This is a genomic window from Serratia sp. JSRIV001, from assembly GCF_019968745.1.
In the GTDB taxonomy this organism is placed as follows: domain Bacteria; phylum Pseudomonadota; class Gammaproteobacteria; order Enterobacterales; family Enterobacteriaceae; genus Chania; species Chania fonticola_B.
This window is the reverse complement of the sequence record NZ_CP074147.1, coordinates 4733172-4748623: the sequence shown is the minus strand read 5'-3', so window position 1 is coordinate 4748623 and position 15452 is coordinate 4733172. Positions and strand designations below refer to the sequence as shown.

The following is a 15452-nucleotide window of genomic DNA, read 5'->3' as shown; positions in this document are numbered from 1 at the left end:
GGCCTATGCAGGATAAACACCTTAATCGCGATGCTACGTTCCAGCTCGACCGTGTTAGCTTTGCCGTGCCAGGGCGGGTGTTGTTACAGCCGCTATCATTGGCCTTTCCTCAAGGCAAAGTGTGTGGATTGATTGGGCATAATGGCTCCGGCAAATCCACGTTGCTGAAAATCCTCGGTCGTCACCAAAATCCTACCTCCGGCCAGGCGCTGCTTAACGGGCAACCGCTGGGCCAATGGGACAGCAAAGCTTTTGCTCGTCAAGTGGCCTACCTGCCGCAGCAATTGCCAGCAGCGGAAGGGATGACGGTGCGCGAACTGGTCGCCATCGGGCGCTACCCGTGGCACGGCGCGTTAGGCCGTTTCAAGGTCGGCGATCGCGAGCTGGTAGAAGAGGCTATCGGGCTGGTGGGGCTCAAATCCTTTGCCAACCGCCTGGTAGACAGCCTCTCCGGCGGTGAACGTCAACGGGCCTGGCTGGCGATGATGGTCGCGCAGGATAGCCGTTGTCTATTGCTGGATGAACCGACCTCGGCGTTGGATATTGCCCATCAGGTTGAAGTGCTGGCGTTGATCCAACGCCTGAGCCACGAGCGCGGCTTGACGGTGATTGCAGTGCTGCATGACATCAACATGGCGGCTCGATATTGCGACCATCTGGTGGCGCTACGCGGCGGCGAAATGATTGCCCAAGGGTCATCGCTCGAACTGATGCAAGGGCCGGTGCTGGAACAGATCTACGGCATCCCGATGGGCATATTGCCGCATCCAAGTGGCGGTGCACCAGTGAGCTTCGTTTATTAATGCCTATCTCTGCCGATTTTCATCATGACCCGCTGCGCCGGCGTTTATTAACGGCGATGGCGTTATCGCCTCTGTTGTTTTCTTTACCGTCGCGTGCGACAGGTTTACCCGATATCACCCGTATCGCGGCATTGGAGTGGCTACCGGTCGAGCTACTGATCGCACTGGGCGTGATGCCGCAGGCGGTTGCCGATATCCACAACTACAACCTGTGGGTACAAGATCCTCGGTTGCCGGACTCGGTGATCGACGTCGGTCAACGTACCGAACCTAATCTGGAGCTGTTGCAGCAGCTCAAACCTTCTCTGATCCTGCTTTCCAAAGGCTATGGCCCTACGCCACAAAAACTGCAGCCTATCGGCCCGACGATGGAGTTTGGCTTTAACGACGGCAGCGGTAGACCGCTCACCGTGGGCAAAAACTCGTTGCTGCAATTGGCACAGCGGATAGGTCTGGAAGCGCGGGCTACCCAGCATCTGCAACAGTTTGATGCGTTTATGCGAGAGGCGCGTAACCGCCTGGCGGGGTATCGGCAACAGCCGCTGCTGCTGTTTGCTTTGCTCGATCCTCGGCACGTGTTGGTGATCGGCCAGAAGAGCCTGTTTCAGGAAGTGATGGATCAGCTAGGCATCGAGAATGCCTGGCAGGGGGAAACCAACTTCTGGGGGACCTCGGTGGTGGGGATCGAACGTCTGGCGGCAATAAAAAATGCGCGAGCGATTTATCTCGATCACGGTAATCAAGCCATGATGGATAAGGTCAGCAAGACGCCGTTGTGGCAGGCCTTACCGTTTATCCGCCAGGGCCAACTGCGGCAGGTGCCAGCGGTGTGGTTCTACGGCGCCACGCTGTCGGCCATGCGTTTTTGCCGCTTGCTGGAGCAGGCGCAGGAGACTCGCTCATGAGTACACGCCTGCGTATCTTGCCGATAGCGCTGATCCTGTTATTGCTGGCAGCGACGGGTGGCCTGACGCTCTTCAACCTGTTGCATCAACTGCCGTGGAGCCAGTGGTCGCAGGCGTTGGTACAGCCAGATATCGACAATGTCGACCAGATGTTGTTCCACTACAGCCTATTGCCACGCCTGTCAGTGTCGTTGCTGGTGGGGGCCGGACTGGGATTGGTCGGCGTACTGTTCCAGCAGGTATTACGCAATCCTTTGGCGGAACCCGCCACGCTCGGCGTGGCTGCCGGGGCTCAGCTAGGCTTGACGATTGCCACGCTGTGGATGCTGCCTGGGGGCGAATTGACCCAACAGTTGGCGGCGATGGTCGGAGCCATTGCGGTCGGCGGGCTGGTGTTCGGCGTTGCCTGGGGCAAACGGATGTCGCCCGTGACGTTGATTCTGGCCGGTCTGGTACTTGGCCTGTACTGCGGGGCGGTCAATAGCCTGCTGGCGTTGTTCAATTACGATCGGTTGCAAGGCCTGTTCCTGTGGAGCACCGGAGCGCTAAATCAGCAGGATTGGGGGACGGTGCAGTTTATCCTGCCGCGCTTGCTGCTGGTTGCCGTACTGGCCGCGTTATTGATCCGCCCATTAACGCTGTTAGGGCTGGACGACGGTGTGGCACGTAATCTGGGCCTGGGCCTGGCAATGTCGCGCTTTGCCGCGTTGGCGGTGGCGATTGTGTTCAGCGCCATGTTGGTCAATGCGGTCGGCGTGATCGGTTTTATCGGCCTATTTGCCCCGTTGATGGCCAAGATGCTGGGAGCTCGCCGTTTGGTCCACCGCATGATGTTGGCTCCACTATTGGGGGCATTGCTGCTGTGGTTGACCGATCAGGTGATGATCTGGCTGACGTTGGTATGGCGTGAAATCCCGACCGGTGCGGCGACGGCACTGATTGGTGCGCCGTTGCTGCTTTGGTTGTTACCACGCTTACGCAGCAGCGCAACCCCTCCGCCGATGGACTTAGGCGACAAAGTGCCTGTCGAACGTGGCAACTTGCCGATATGGATCCTGCTGGGGAGCGTTTTACTATTGGCCGGGATTGCGGTGGCGCTGATGTTTGGGCAAAACCCCCACGGCTGGCACTGGAGCGTAGGCGGTGAATTACAGGCGCTGATGCCTTGGCGCTGGCCACGAGTGGTTTCTGCCCTGGCGGCCGGGATGATGCTGGCGGTAGCCGGAACGCTGATCCAGAAACTGACCGGTAACCCGATGTCCAGCCCGGAAGTGCTGGGGATCAGTTCCGGCGCGGCTTTCGGCGTGGTGATGATGCTGTTTATCGTCCCTGGTGATGCTTTTATGTGGCTGTTACCCGCCGGGAGTCTGGGGGCGGCGGCTACGCTGTTGATCATCATGATTGCGGCTGGGCGCGGCGGATTCTCTACCGAACGCATGCTGTTGGCGGGGATCGCCCTCAGCACCGCCTTTAGCACGACCATTTTCCTGCTGTTGGCCAGTGGTGATCCCCGTATGGGGGGGCTGTTGGTGTGGCTCTCCGGCTCTACCTACTCGGTAGATGCCCCGCAGGCAATACGTACGGCAGCGATTGCTGGCGTGTTGATAGTGTTGGCCCCACTGTGCAGACGTTGGCTGACAATTCTGCCGTTGGGCGGCGCTACAGCACGTTCCGTAGGGATTGCCCTGACGCCGACCAGGCTGAGCATTTTGCTGCTGGCGGCAACGCTGACGGCGATGGCGACGCTTACCGTCGGGCCGCTGAGTTTTATTGGCCTGATGGCACCGCATATGGCCCGCATGTTGGGATTCCGCCGGGCGCTGCCGCAGATGGTGATTGCTGCGCTGCTAGGCGGCCTGCTGATGGTGTTTGCGGACTGGTGTGGCCGGATGGTGATGTTCCCTTACCAAATCCCCGCAGGGCTGCTGGCGACCTTTATTGGCGCGCCGTACTTTGTCTATCTGCTGCGTAAGCAAACTTCGTAGATTATCTCGGTTACCACCTTTGCCACCAAGGGCTCAGCATTGCTGGGCCCTTGGTTTTTTCAGGCCGTTACAATGCATTGCGTGGCACTGCGCAAAGTTGAAAGTTAGGGGTAAACGGCCGCCAGTCGGGCTGGTGAGATGAATATACTGCGGGTGGGTGCTCTGGATCTTTGTATCTGGAGCCTGAGCGAAAGGTACAAAGAGAAAAGCCCCAGGTCGATAATATCAACCCGAGGCCAACTCTAACGCTCGACAACGTTAGGTTAGCTTCTTACTCGCCGCGAGGCAAGGATAAGGAGGCATGATGCCAAACAGAGGAGATATCGTAAAACTGGTCGTTATCTGTACCACCGTAATCTTGTTGGTATGGATAACGCGCAGCAAGCTTTGTGAGCTGCGCATTCGATCGGGCAACACGGAGGTTGCGGCCATTTTGGCCTACGGATCCGAACGGTAAGGCAACCCAACGGCGGGGGCTAGCTCCCGCCCGTTGGTTGTAAGCGTGCAGATCTACGAGCACCCATCTACAAACGAAAACGGCGAGCCTCAGGCTCGCCGTTGTTACGTCTAACGCTCAGGCTTACTTCAAACCAGCCGCTTCACGCAGTTGGGCAGCCTTGTCGGTCGCTTCCCATGGGAAGTGTTCGCGGCCAAAGTGGCCGTAAGCTGCGGTTTCACGGTAGATCGGTTGCAGCAGGTCCATCATTTGGATCAGGCCGTATGGGCGCAGATCGAAGAACTCACGCACCAGCAGGGTCAGTTGCTCGGTCGAGATCTTCTCGGTGCCGAAGGTTTCCACCATGATGGAGGTTGGTTCTGCCACGCCGATAGCGTAGGACACCTGGATCTCACAGCGATCTGCCAGACCCGCGGCCACGATGTTTTTTGCCACGTAGCGTGCAGCATAGGCCGCAGAACGGTCAACCTTGGAAGGATCCTTGCCGGAGAATGCGCCGCCACCGTGACGGGCCATGCCACCGTAGGTATCAACGATGATTTTACGACCGGTCAGACCACAGTCACCCATTGGGCCACCGATAACAAAACGGCCGGTTGGGTTGATGTGGTATTTGGTACCTGCGGTCAGCCACTCGGCTGGCAGTACCGGCTTGATGATCTCTTCCATCACCGCTTCTTGCAGATCTTTCAGCGCGATATCATCGGAATGCTGGGTGGACAGCACCACGGCATCGATGCCGACGATTTTGCCATCGTCATACTGGAACGTGACCTGGCTTTTGGCGTCTGGGCGCAGCCAAGGCAGGGTGCCATTTTTACGCACTTCGGCCTGGCGTTGAACCAGACGGTGGGCATAAGTGATTGGCGCAGGCATCAACACGTCGGTTTCATTGGAGGCATAACCGAACATCAGGCCCTGATCGCCAGCCCCTTGCTCCAGCGGATCGCTACGGTCAACACCTTGGTTGATATCCGGTGACTGTTTACCGATGGCGCTCAATACGGCACAGGAGTTGGCATCAAAGCCCATATCGGAATGGACATAGCCAATTTCACGCACGGTTTTACGGGTGATCTCTTCGATATCGACCCAGGCGCTGGTGGTGATTTCACCGCCAACCAGCACCATGCCGGTTTTCACGTAGGTTTCGCAGGCTACGCGGGCTTTTGGATCCTGTTCCAGGATGGCATCAAGAACGGCATCCGAGATTTGATCGGCAATTTTATCCGGATGTCCTTCGGAAACAGATTCGGACGTGAAGAGGTGTTTAGCCATGGTGTTCTTTACCTTGCAAAAGACGGGTTGGAAATTACTGCACAGCGCTGGAGATCCGGGCATCAAAGCGAAGGGTCTTCCGCTGATGGCGAGATGCATCCTGCAACGCCCCTCAGGCAAAGCCGTTAAGCAGTTTATCGGTTAATCAGTATAGATGGATTAACATCTGGACGTCTATTTTAGGTCAGCCTTTAGCCGGATTGCCAGCAATTTTTTGCTCTAACGCTCTTTTGGGCAAACCGCTTGCCGCCATTTTCATCGCTTGAAACAGTTTCTGGCGAATTTTCATTTTGCATTTTGCCCGGGGGTCCGGTATAAACTGCGCGCGCGGTTCATTTGGTGCACAGCGTGTTGCAGAAAATTGAAACTTTCTGTAAACCCGGCAACGCCGCGCCATGATCTACCGTAGGTACCCAATGATGGGGCCGCCGCTTCATTGAACGTTCACGTTCTTATACTATATAGAGGCTTTGTCGTTCATAGCGAGCGGCATGCGTGGAGGTGGTTGGATTAATGATCCGTTGTCTACTGGTTGTTGGTTCTCAACAGCAGTGCCGTTCTGGCGCGCATTCTTGTGCTATTTCCCGTCTTGTCTCTACGCCATCTACCCGATGTTACACACATCTGGGCGCCACTCAGGATTCTCGGGCCGGTTAACGGCTGTCTGAAGCACTGAACAAGGGTAGCCTGCAGCCAACTGTGGGATGATTCTTTACCCGATTCACGAGGTTTGAACAGGGTGTCTTACAATAAATCTATTGGGTATAAACCGATCGCTGACCACGAACGGCAGGTGAATTCACTGCTAAAATGGGGTGTTTCCGGGTTGTTCTCGCGGGTTGTAGCTGCGATAGTGGCTGACTATATCGTCAGTATGCAAGGTGAGGCGAGTAATGTCTGAAGATATGCCGATCCAACGCCCGTCAGTAGCGGGTGATAATTTATCTTTACGCTCCATGCAGGAGGTTGCCATGAATGATCGTAATGCCAGCAAGATGCTGCGCACTTATAACGTCGCCTACTGGGGCAACAATTACTTTGACGTCAATGAGCTGGGCCACATCAGCGTGTGCCCGGACCCAGACGTCCCGCATGCGCGCGTCGATCTCGCCGAGTTGGTGAAAGAGCGCCAAAAAGATGGACAGCGCCTGCCAGCCCTGTTCTGCTTCCCGCAGATCTTGCAGCATCGCCTGCGTTCCATTAACGCCGCGTTCAAACGTGCGCGTGAATCCTTCGGCTATGAAGGTGGCTACTTCCTGGTTTACCCGATCAAGGTTAACCAGCACCGTCGCGTGATTGAATCACTGGTCAACTCCGGTGAACCACTGGGGCTGGAAGCCGGTTCCAAGGCGGAACTGATGGCGGTACTGGCCCACGCCGGTATGACCCGCTCGGTGATCGTCTGTAATGGCTACAAAGACCGTGAATATGTTCGTCTGGCGCTGATCGGTGAAAAGCTGGGGCACAAAGTGTACCTGGTGATCGAGAAGATGTCGGAAATCCAGATGGTGCTGGAAGAAGCTGAGCGCCTGAATGTCGTACCACGCCTGGGCGTGCGTGCCCGCCTGGCCTCACAAGGGGCAGGTAAATGGCAGTCGAGCGGTGGCGAGAAATCCAAGTTCGGTCTGGCCGCCATTCAGGTATTGAAGCTGGTGGAGACCCTGCGTGAAGCGGGCCGCCTGGATAGCCTGCAATTGCTGCATTTCCACCTGGGTTCTCAGTTGGCCAATATTCGCGATATCGCCACTGGCGTACGTGAGTCTGCGCGTTTCTATGTCGAGCTGCATAAGCTGGGCGTAAACATTCAATGTTTCGACGTAGGTGGCGGCCTGGGTGTGGATTATGAAGGCACCCGTTCGCAGTCCGACTGTTCGGTCAACTATGGCCTGAATGAATATGCCAACAACGTGATTTGGGGGATCGGTGATGCCTGTAATGAGCATGGCCTGCCGCATCCAACGGTGATCACTGAGTCTGGCCGTGCCGTAACTGCCCACCATACGGTACTGGTTTCCAACGTTATTGGCGTTGAGCGCAACGAATTCTGTGAGCCGGTTCCTCCGGTCGAAGATGCGCCGCGCGCTCTGGAAAGCATGTGGGAAACCTGGCAGGAAATGAACGAGCCGGAAAACCGTCGTTCGCTGCGTGAATGGTTGCACGATAGCCAGATGGATCTGCACGATGTGCATACCCAGTATGCCCATGGTATGTTGGATCTGACCAAGCGTGCCTATGCCGAGCAGCTGTATCTGAATATCTGTAACAAGATCCAGCAGCAGCTCGATCCGAGCAATCGCGCGCACCGGCCAATCATTGATGAATTGCAGGAGCGGATGGCGGACAAGTTCTACGTCAACTTCTCACTGTTCCAGTCGATGCCGGATGCCTGGGGTATCGACCAACTGTTCCCGGTCTTGCCGTTGGAAGGCTTGGACAAGCCGCCGGAAGGCCGTGCGGTATTGCTGGATATCACCTGTGACTCCGATGGCACCATCGATCACTATATTGATGGTGACGGCGTAGCCACTACCATGCCGATGCCGCCGTACGATCCGGAAAACCCGCCTTTGCTGGGGTTCTTTATGGTTGGTGCCTATCAGGAAATCCTGGGCAATATGCACAACCTGTTTGGCGATACGGCGTCGGTGGATGTGTTTGTGTTCCCTGATGGCAGCGTAGAAACCGAGCTGTCTGATGAAGGCGATAGCGTAGCCGACATGCTGGAATACGTGCAGCTCGATCCGATCGCGCTGCTGGCTAAATTCCGCGATCAGGTGAAAGAAACCGATCTTGACGCGGAGTTGCAGGCGCAATTTGTCGAAGAGTTCGAGGCTGGTCTGTATGGCTATACTTATCTCGAAGATGAGTAAGTTATGCCGATAGGCTGACATACTTCCTATCCAGGGGCGCGGCAGAGGCTGCGCTCCTTCATTTTTCCCTCTTAGCCCTTACCCCGCCAAATTAGAAATTCCATTTAAACTTTCAACGTATTAATGCAGCGTTCCCAGTTATCACAAATTTGTGAACTCTCCGTGAGGATTTGGTCACGACTTTCTCTGTAGTTTGTCATTGTCGGTGAATAGCACCAGAGGTAACGATGATGATCAACAGACGGTATTTTATTCTGGGCGGCGGGGCACTCTCTGTGGCCTATGCCGTGGGCGTGCTGCCTGCCCTTTTTTCTCGTTCGGCGATGGCGGAGACGTTTGCCGTCAACTATACCGCAGAGCAATGGCGGCAACGGCTCTCTGCCAGCCAATATGCGGTTTTGCGCGAGGAAGGCACAGAGCCCCCTTACAGCAGCTCGCTTAACGATGAGCATCGCGAGGGGCAGTTTGCCTGTGCGGGTTGCCAGCAGGCGCTGTTTTCTTCCCACACCAAGTTTGACAGCCACACCGGCTGGCCCAGTTTCTGGCAACCCCTCGAACAGGCGGTGGCGACGCGTAAGGATCGAACGCTGGGCATGGTCCGCGAAGAGGTGCATTGCAGCCGCTGTGGTGGGCATTTGGGGCACGTATTTGATGATGGCCCGCAACCCACCGGTTTGCGCTACTGCATGAATGGCATCGCCATGCGGTTCACGCCAAGCTCTGCCTAACCAGAATAGTGAGGAATAACATGAGAAACGTAGACAAAACGCTACCATCGCTAGGTAAATACGGCATATGGGGCGCGATAGTGGTTGCCGCCGGATTCTGTTTGCAGAGCGTGGCTTGGCCACTTGGTGATGCCGAGGCGGCGGTAGCGATCCCTGCGCCGGTAATAGACGAAGCGCCGACGACATCGCGCTCGGAAACCGCGATCTTTGCCGGTGGTTGTTTCTGGGGCGTACAAGGGGTGTTCCAACATGTTAAAGGCGTGACCAATGCCATATCCGGTTATACCGGAGGTGCGGCACAAACGGCTAATTATGAGGCCGTCAGTGGAGGGGATACCGGCCATGCAGAGTCGGTGCAGGTCACCTTTGATCCACAGCAGATTACCTATGGCCAACTGCTGCAAATCTATTTTTCGGTAGCACATAACCCAACCGAGCTCGATCGCCAAGGGCCGGACAGTGGCACGCAATATCGCTCAGCCGTTTTCCCACTGACGGCGTCACAACAGCAGGTTGCCAAGGCTTATATTGCACAGCTGGATGCCAGCAAGCGCTTTGCCAAACCACTGGTGACCCGCATTGAGGACAATGGTCATTTTTACCCTGCCGAGGCTTACCACCAAAACTATCTCACCCTTAACCCGGATCAGCCCTATATCGTGGTGAATGATTTACCGAAGATAAAACAGTTACAACGGCTGTTCCCGGTGCAATATCGCACAGAGCCGCTATTGGTTAACTGATGACAGGTTGTCTCTTCTATACTTGGTAATGACGAGTACCTTGAAGAGTGAACCAATTGCGGCGATAATCTACCCATTGAAACAGACATCGAATAAATCCCTTTCTCGTCGGGCTAACGACGCGGGAGGGATTTTTTTTTGCTACCGCCCAAGCGTCCGGCTACGGGCGAACCGTTGAAAAATGAGGGTAAATATGAGTACCTTAGGCCATCAGCCCGATAATTCCTTAGTGTCCAACGCCTTTGGTTTCCTGCGCTTTCCGCTGAACTTTATGCCTTACGATAGCGATGCAGAGTGGGTGATCACCGGTGTTCCTTTTGATATGGCTACCTCCGGCCGAGCCGGTGGGCGTCATGGCCCTGCGGCGATCCGTCAGGTTTCTACCAATCTGGCATGGGAAGGGGCGCGCTGGCCGTGGAACTTTGATCTGCGCGATCGTCTGAACGTGGTCGATTGTGGTGACGTGGTATTCAACTTTGGTGATGCCCAGGATATGAGCGACAAACTGCAGGCGCACGCAGAAAAACTGCTGGCAGCCGGCAAACGCATGCTCTCTTTCGGCGGTGACCACTTCGTTACGCTGCCGCTGCTGCGCGCGCATGCCAAGCATTTTGGCAAAATGGCGTTGGTGCATTTCGATGCCCATACCGATACCTATGCCAACGGCAGCAAGTTTGACCACGGCACCATGTTCTTCCATGCGCCGAACGAAGGCCTGATCGATCCCAACCATTCCGTGCAAATCGGTATCCGTACCGAGTTCGACCGTGACAACGGCTTCACGGTACTGGATGCTGCGCAGGTTAACGATCGTGGCGTGGACGATCTGCTGGCGCAGATCAAACAGATCGTTGGCGATATGCCGGTTTATCTGACCTTCGATATCGACTGCCTGGATCCGGCTTTCGCACCTGGCACCGGCACCCCGGTGATCGGCGGCCTGACCTCCGATCGCGCCCTGAAACTGGTGCGTGGCATGCAGTCACTGAACATTGTCGGCATGGATGTGGTAGAAGTGGCTCCGGCTTACGACCAGTCTGAGATCACCGCACTGGCAGCGGCAACGCTGGGCCTGGAAATGTTGTATCTACAAGCGTCCAAAAAGCAGGCATAGTCAGATTGCTGGATGGGGAGGGGCGCTGTATGCTGCGCCCCGAATCTCCCGCACCCCATCATGAAAATATTGCCGTGAAGATAAAGTGTATTTCGCGTTTACGGAGGAACCGTGCTGACTAAACCATCTATACGCCTCAACAAATATATTAGCGAGAGCGGTATCTGCTCGCGTCGCGATGCCGATCGTTACATCGAACAGGGCAATGTTTTTATCAACGGTAAGCGCGTGGCGCTCGGCGATCGGGTATTCGCTGGTGACGTGGTCAAGGTTAACGGGCAGCTGATTGAACCCCGTAACGAAGACAACCTGATTTTTATTGCGCTGAACAAGCCGGTGGGGATCGTCAGTACCACCGAAGACGGTGAGAAAGACAATATTGTCGATTTCGTCAACCACAGCACCCGTGTCTTCCCGATTGGACGCTTGGATAAAGATTCACAGGGACTGATCTTCCTCACCAACCATGGCGATCTGGTGAACAAGATCCTGCGTGCCGGTAACGACCACGAGAAGGAATATCTGGTCACGGTTAACAAACCGGTGACCGACGATTTTATCCGTGGTTTGGGTGCCGGAGTGCCGATGCTGGGCACGGTGACCAAGAAATGCAAGGTGAAGAAAGAAGCCCCCTTTGTATTCCGTATCGTGCTGGTGCAGGGGCTTAACCGCCAGATCCGCCGCATGTGTGAACATTTTGGATATGAGGTGACCAAGCTGGAGCGCACCCGCATCATGAACGTGGGCCTGTCTGGGCTGCCGTTAGGGGAATGGCGCGATCTGACGGACGACGAACTAGTTGAGTTGTTTAAGTTGATCGAGGACTCGTCCTCAGAGGCCAAACCGACCAAGAAAGCGGCCAAGCCCAAGCCTGCGGTAAAAAAACCGGTGAGCGGCGGGCAGAAAACTGCGGATAAAGCGGGCAGTCACGCACCGGCGCGTAAGCGTTTTGCTCAGCCGGGTCGCAAAAAGAAAGGGCGCTAAGTCGGCGTTTTCTGCCAATCACTGCTAATTAAACGGCCTCAGTCTTGATGACTGGGGCCGTTTTGCTTTGTTTACACCCCCGCTGCATTTTTTCGTGATCCACTCCGCAGTTGTAACTTTAAAATAACCAATCATTAACATTCTTCCCTTTGCTGGCTTGACGAAAGATTCGCCATACCTATAGTGACTGTATTAAATAAGAAACTGAGTTTCATATATGAAACAATCAGATAGAGGACAGAAGCAATGAGCTGGAAGAACGTGTGCGAAGTGTCTCAAGTTAAAGAAGATTTTCCTTTCTCCGCCAACATTGAGGGAAAAGAGGTCGGCGTCTATTTGATCGACGGTCAATATTACGCGCTGGAAGACGTTTGCCCGCATGCCTATGCCTTGCTCAGCCAAGGGTTTGTCGATGACGGAAAAGTGGAGTGTCCACTGCACGAAGCGGTGTTCGATGTGCGTAGCGGCCAATGCCTGCGCGAACCCGGTGGCCGTGATCTGCAAACCTACCCTACCCGGGTGATCGACAATCAAATCCAAATCACCTTTATCGCGGAGGAATAAGCATGCAGCACATTACCGATTTCAACCCTTGGCTGCCGGATACCCAACAGGTGATCCCGGCGCGTGAGGGCGGCAACGGCCAAATCCACCAACCCGGCCAGTTTCAGAATGTGATCTGGCAAACCCGGGCGCGCGTGCCAGACGGGTTTGAAACCGCGCTGGTAGCCGCGCTGGAAGAGATCTTCGAGCAAGGGGCGGAGGAGCTGGAGCAGATCGTCAGCGCGCTCAATCAGCGTCGCCTGTTCGATCGCAGTGGTCAGCCATGGAATGAAGCCACGTTCCGCGAATTCCTACACGTCAACGGTTTCTGAGCCGCACAGGGAGAAGGACAATGACAGCAAACACAACATCCTCCGCGCAGACGGTACAAGACTATCTGGATCAGGGCCTGCGCGGTATGTGGTATCCGGTATTGGCCAGTTGGGAAGTGGGTAACAACCCGGTGGGCATCACCCGTCTTGAACAACAGATCGTGGTGTGGCGCGATAAACAAGGGGCGATCCACGCACTGGAAGATCGTTGCCCGCATCGTGGCGCTCGCCTGTCGATGGGCTGGAACCTTGGCGATCGCATTGCCTGCTGGTATCACGGCGTTGAAGTGGGTGGCGATGGCGAGGTTAAAGATGTGCCAGCGGTGGACCGTTGCCCGCTGGTGGGGCAGAAATGCCTGAAATCCTACCCGGCAAAAGAGGCTTACGGTGCGGTGTTCCTGTATTTCGGCGTCACTGCCGACGAACAGCCTGCCGAACTGAGCTTCCCGCAGGAACTGGCGGATGAGGCCAACTACAGTAACTTCCTGTGTACCGCCAGCTGGGACTGTAACTATCAATACGCATTGGAAAACGTGATGGATCCGATGCATGGCACCTACCTGCACTCCTCATCGCATTCGATGGCGGAAGGGGATCGCAAGGCCGATATGGCGCTGGAACCCACCGACAGCGGTTTCATCTTTAAAAAGAACGGCCAGATTGGCGTGAACTTCGACTGGGTCGAATTTGGCAGCAGCGGTGCCTATTGGATGCGCCTGTCGATCCCTTACAAAAAGCGTTTTGGGCCAGGCGGCCACTTCTGGATCATCGGCATGGTGGTGCCGGAAGATAAAGACCACTGCCGGGTATTCTTCTGGCGTATCCGCAAAGTGAAAGACTGGCAGCGTGACGCATGGCGTTTTATGTACCGCAACCGTCTGGAAGAACTGCACTGGGACGTACTGGAGCAGGATCGCATCGTGCTGGAGAACATGGCACCGAACGCGCGCGGTCATGAATACCTCTATCAGCATGACGTGGGCCTCTCCCGCCTGCGCCGTATGATGCAGAAAGAGGCACAAAAGCAGCTGGCAACGCTCAGTGAGCTGGAGGCGGCACAGTGAGTGGCTTGCTGGCAGGGAAACGTATCGTAGTCACCGGAGCGGCGCGTGGGCTGGGGCGCAGCTTTGCCGCTGCGGTGGCTCAGGCCGGGGCCAGCGTGGTGATGTGCGATATCCTGGCGGAAGAGTTGCAGGACAGCGCCGCCAGCCTGCGTGAGCAGGGGGCACAGGTTGAAGCTCAGGTTATCGATCTGGCTTCACCGCAATCCATCACTGCGGCGTTCAGTGCGATAGCCAAGGGCGGCGCGATCGACGGGCTGGTGAACAACGCCGCGATGGCAACCGGTGTCGGTGGCAAAACCATGATGGAATACGACATTGAGCTGTGGGACAAGGTCATGCAGGTCAACGTGCGGGGGACCTGGTTGGTGAGCCAGGCGGCGGTGCCATTATTAGCCCAAACGCCGCACGCCAAAATCGTCAACGTTGCCTCTGATACCGCCTTGTGGGGCGCGCCGAAACTGATGGCCTATGTGGCGAGCAAAGGGGCGATCATCTCGATGACCCGCTCCATGGCACGTGAGCTGGGGCCACAGGGCATCTGCGTCAACGCCATAGCACCGGGCTTGACGCGCGTTGAAGCCACTGAGTATGTCCCTGCCGAACGGCATCAGCTTTACGAGCAAGGCCGGGCACTGGCAGGCGCACAGCATCCGGACGATGTGACCGGTAGCGTGCTCTATCTGCTGTCGCCGCTGGCGGATTTTGTCACCGGCCAACTGATACCGGTCAACGGTGGTTTCGTGTTTAACTGACCGCCTGACGGACAGGCAAACATTTAGGAGCAGCACATGGCAGACGATCAAGCGTGTAAATATCTGATCCCGGGGCTGGATCGCGGGTTACAACTGTTGCTGGCCTTTGGCGAGCAGCATAAGGAAATGACCTTTGCAGAATTACATCGCCTGGTCGATATGCCAAAGGCAACCGCCTACCGCGTGGTGCAAACGCTGGAGCATCTGGGCTTTTTGGAGCGCAATCCACGCACCAACACCTTTGCGTTGGGGATCAAAGTGCTGCGTCTGGGCTTTGAGTATATCGCCTCGCTGGACGTGGCTCAGGCTGGCCAACCGGTGATTGAGCAACTGCGCGATCGCAGCCAATGCAGCAGCCATCTGGCGATCCGCGATGGGCATGACGTGATCTATATCGCCCGCGTCAGCGCGGCTGGCTCGCAGATCAACCAGGTCAGCGTCGGTACCCGTTTACCAGCGCACCGCACCTCGCTTGGCCGTATGCTGCTGACCAGCACCAGCCGGGAAGAGTTTGAACGTCTATACCCACATGACGCCTTGCCCGATGCGGCTCCGGGGACACCGGCCAATCGCGAAGCGCTGTGGCAGATGGTGCAGCAGGATAAGGCTCGTGGCTATGTGATTGGCGAATCCTTCTACCGCCACGGCATTTCCTCGATCGTCTATCCGATCTTTAACCGCGAGCAGCGGGTGGAGGCGGTGGTCAGCATTATGGTGCCGTCCGATGAGATCCCGAAGGCCGATCGCGAGCGGTTGCGCATGGAAGTCCGGGACGCTGCGGTGAAAATATCCGGCCTGTTGGGCGCGCCACCGCAGGCTAACGTCGGCTAACTATGTTGTCTGGGCGAAGTTTTTCGCCCATTACCAATCACTCAGGCAGGGATAAGACTCATG

16 protein-coding genes are annotated in these 15452 nt (G+C 56.2%); 15 read left to right on the top strand and 1 reads right to left on the bottom strand.

The features are described 5' to 3' along the window. The first annotated feature begins 5 nt into the window (after nucleotides 1-5). The 4 genes from fhuC to KGP17_RS21985 all read left to right on the top strand — a co-directional run bounded on the left by fhuC (nucleotide 6) and on the right by KGP17_RS21985 (nucleotide 4150). Complete coding sequence (fhuC, locus tag KGP17_RS22000) at nucleotides 6-803, top strand: Fe3+-hydroxamate ABC transporter ATP-binding protein FhuC (protein ID WP_021806242.1); 798 nt, start codon at nucleotides 6-8, stop codon at nucleotides 801-803. Then, nucleotides 803-1708 (top strand): Fe(3+)-hydroxamate ABC transporter substrate-binding protein FhuD, encoded by a 906-nt coding sequence (gene fhuD / locus KGP17_RS21995; protein ID WP_094981460.1) that lies wholly within the window; start codon nucleotides 803-805, stop codon nucleotides 1706-1708. The genes fhuC and fhuD overlap by 1 nt, the downstream gene beginning before the upstream one ends. Beyond that, on the top strand, nucleotides 1705-3693 hold the full coding sequence (gene fhuB / locus KGP17_RS21990; RefSeq protein WP_223498322.1) for a Fe(3+)-hydroxamate ABC transporter permease FhuB: 1989 nt from the start codon (nucleotides 1705-1707) through the stop codon (nucleotides 3691-3693). Before fhuD ends, fhuB begins: the two co-directional genes overlap by 4 nt. A gap of 304 nt (nucleotides 3694-3997) precedes the next feature. Then, the gene (locus tag KGP17_RS21985) at nucleotides 3998-4150 is read left to right on the top strand and encodes a Hok/Gef family protein (protein WP_037375722.1); all 153 of its coding nucleotides are present in this window, start codon (nucleotides 3998-4000) and stop codon (nucleotides 4148-4150) included. A gap of 123 nt (nucleotides 4151-4273) precedes the next feature. On the opposite strand, the gene metK is transcribed toward KGP17_RS21985, so the two are convergent. Beyond that, nucleotides 4274-5428 carry a methionine adenosyltransferase gene (gene metK / locus KGP17_RS21980; RefSeq protein ID WP_021806239.1) on the bottom strand — a complete coding sequence of 385 codons (1155 nt, stop codon included), beginning with the start codon at nucleotides 5426-5428 and terminating at the stop codon, nucleotides 4274-4276. On the opposite strand from metK, the gene KGP17_RS21975 reads away from it, so the two are divergent. The 11 genes from KGP17_RS21975 to KGP17_RS21925 all read left to right on the top strand — a co-directional run bounded on the left by KGP17_RS21975 (nucleotide 5427) and on the right by KGP17_RS21925 (nucleotide 15389). After that, on the top strand, nucleotides 5427-5573 hold the full coding sequence (locus tag KGP17_RS21975; RefSeq protein WP_021179752.1) for a hypothetical protein: 147 nt from the start codon (nucleotides 5427-5429) through the stop codon (nucleotides 5571-5573). The genes metK and KGP17_RS21975 overlap by 2 nt on opposite strands. 748 nt (nucleotides 5574-6321) lie before the next feature. Beyond that, entirely contained in the window at nucleotides 6322-8298 is a 1977-nt protein-coding gene (speA, locus tag KGP17_RS21970) for a biosynthetic arginine decarboxylase (protein WP_021806238.1), read from the top strand. Nucleotides 8299-8525: 227 nt separating this feature from the next. Next, on the top strand, nucleotides 8526-9026 hold the full coding sequence (gene msrB / locus KGP17_RS21965) for a peptide-methionine (R)-S-oxide reductase MsrB (RefSeq protein ID WP_223498321.1): 501 nt from the start codon (nucleotides 8526-8528) through the stop codon (nucleotides 9024-9026). Between the two features lie 20 nt (nucleotides 9027-9046). Beyond that, nucleotides 9047-9769: a peptide-methionine (S)-S-oxide reductase MsrA gene (gene msrA, locus KGP17_RS21960; RefSeq protein WP_021806237.1), complete on the top strand. Its 723-nt coding sequence runs from the start codon at nucleotides 9047-9049 to the stop codon at nucleotides 9767-9769. A gap of 193 nt (nucleotides 9770-9962) precedes the next feature. Further along, nucleotides 9963-10883: an agmatinase gene (speB, locus tag KGP17_RS21955; RefSeq protein WP_021179757.1), complete on the top strand. Its 921-nt coding sequence runs from the start codon at nucleotides 9963-9965 to the stop codon at nucleotides 10881-10883. 111 nt (nucleotides 10884-10994) lie between these two features. Continuing rightward, nucleotides 10995-11867: a 23S rRNA pseudouridine(2604) synthase RluF gene (gene rluF / locus KGP17_RS21950; protein ID WP_223498320.1), complete on the top strand. Its 873-nt coding sequence runs from the start codon at nucleotides 10995-10997 to the stop codon at nucleotides 11865-11867. Between the two features lie 246 nt (nucleotides 11868-12113). Continuing rightward, on the top strand, nucleotides 12114-12431 hold the full coding sequence (locus tag KGP17_RS21945; protein ID WP_021179759.1) for a non-heme iron oxygenase ferredoxin subunit: 318 nt from the start codon (nucleotides 12114-12116) through the stop codon (nucleotides 12429-12431). A 2-nt stretch (nucleotides 12432-12433) separates the two neighbouring features. Further along, nucleotides 12434-12742 carry a recombinase-like helix-turn-helix domain-containing protein gene (locus KGP17_RS21940; RefSeq protein WP_021806235.1) on the top strand — a complete coding sequence of 103 codons (309 nt, stop codon included), beginning with the start codon at nucleotides 12434-12436 and terminating at the stop codon, nucleotides 12740-12742. Nucleotides 12743-12762: 20 nt separating this feature from the next. Beyond that, nucleotides 12763-13806 carry an aromatic ring-hydroxylating dioxygenase subunit alpha gene (locus KGP17_RS21935; protein ID WP_223498319.1) on the top strand — a complete coding sequence of 348 codons (1044 nt, stop codon included), beginning with the start codon at nucleotides 12763-12765 and terminating at the stop codon, nucleotides 13804-13806. Further along, nucleotides 13803-14558 (top strand): SDR family oxidoreductase, encoded by a 756-nt coding sequence (locus KGP17_RS21930; RefSeq protein WP_059201723.1) that lies wholly within the window; start codon nucleotides 13803-13805, stop codon nucleotides 14556-14558. Before KGP17_RS21935 ends, KGP17_RS21930 begins: the two co-directional genes overlap by 4 nt. A 36-nt stretch (nucleotides 14559-14594) precedes the next feature. Next, on the top strand, nucleotides 14595-15389 hold the full coding sequence (locus KGP17_RS21925; protein ID WP_024528299.1) for an IclR family transcriptional regulator: 795 nt from the start codon (nucleotides 14595-14597) through the stop codon (nucleotides 15387-15389). Nucleotides 15390-15452 lie beyond the last annotated feature (63 nt).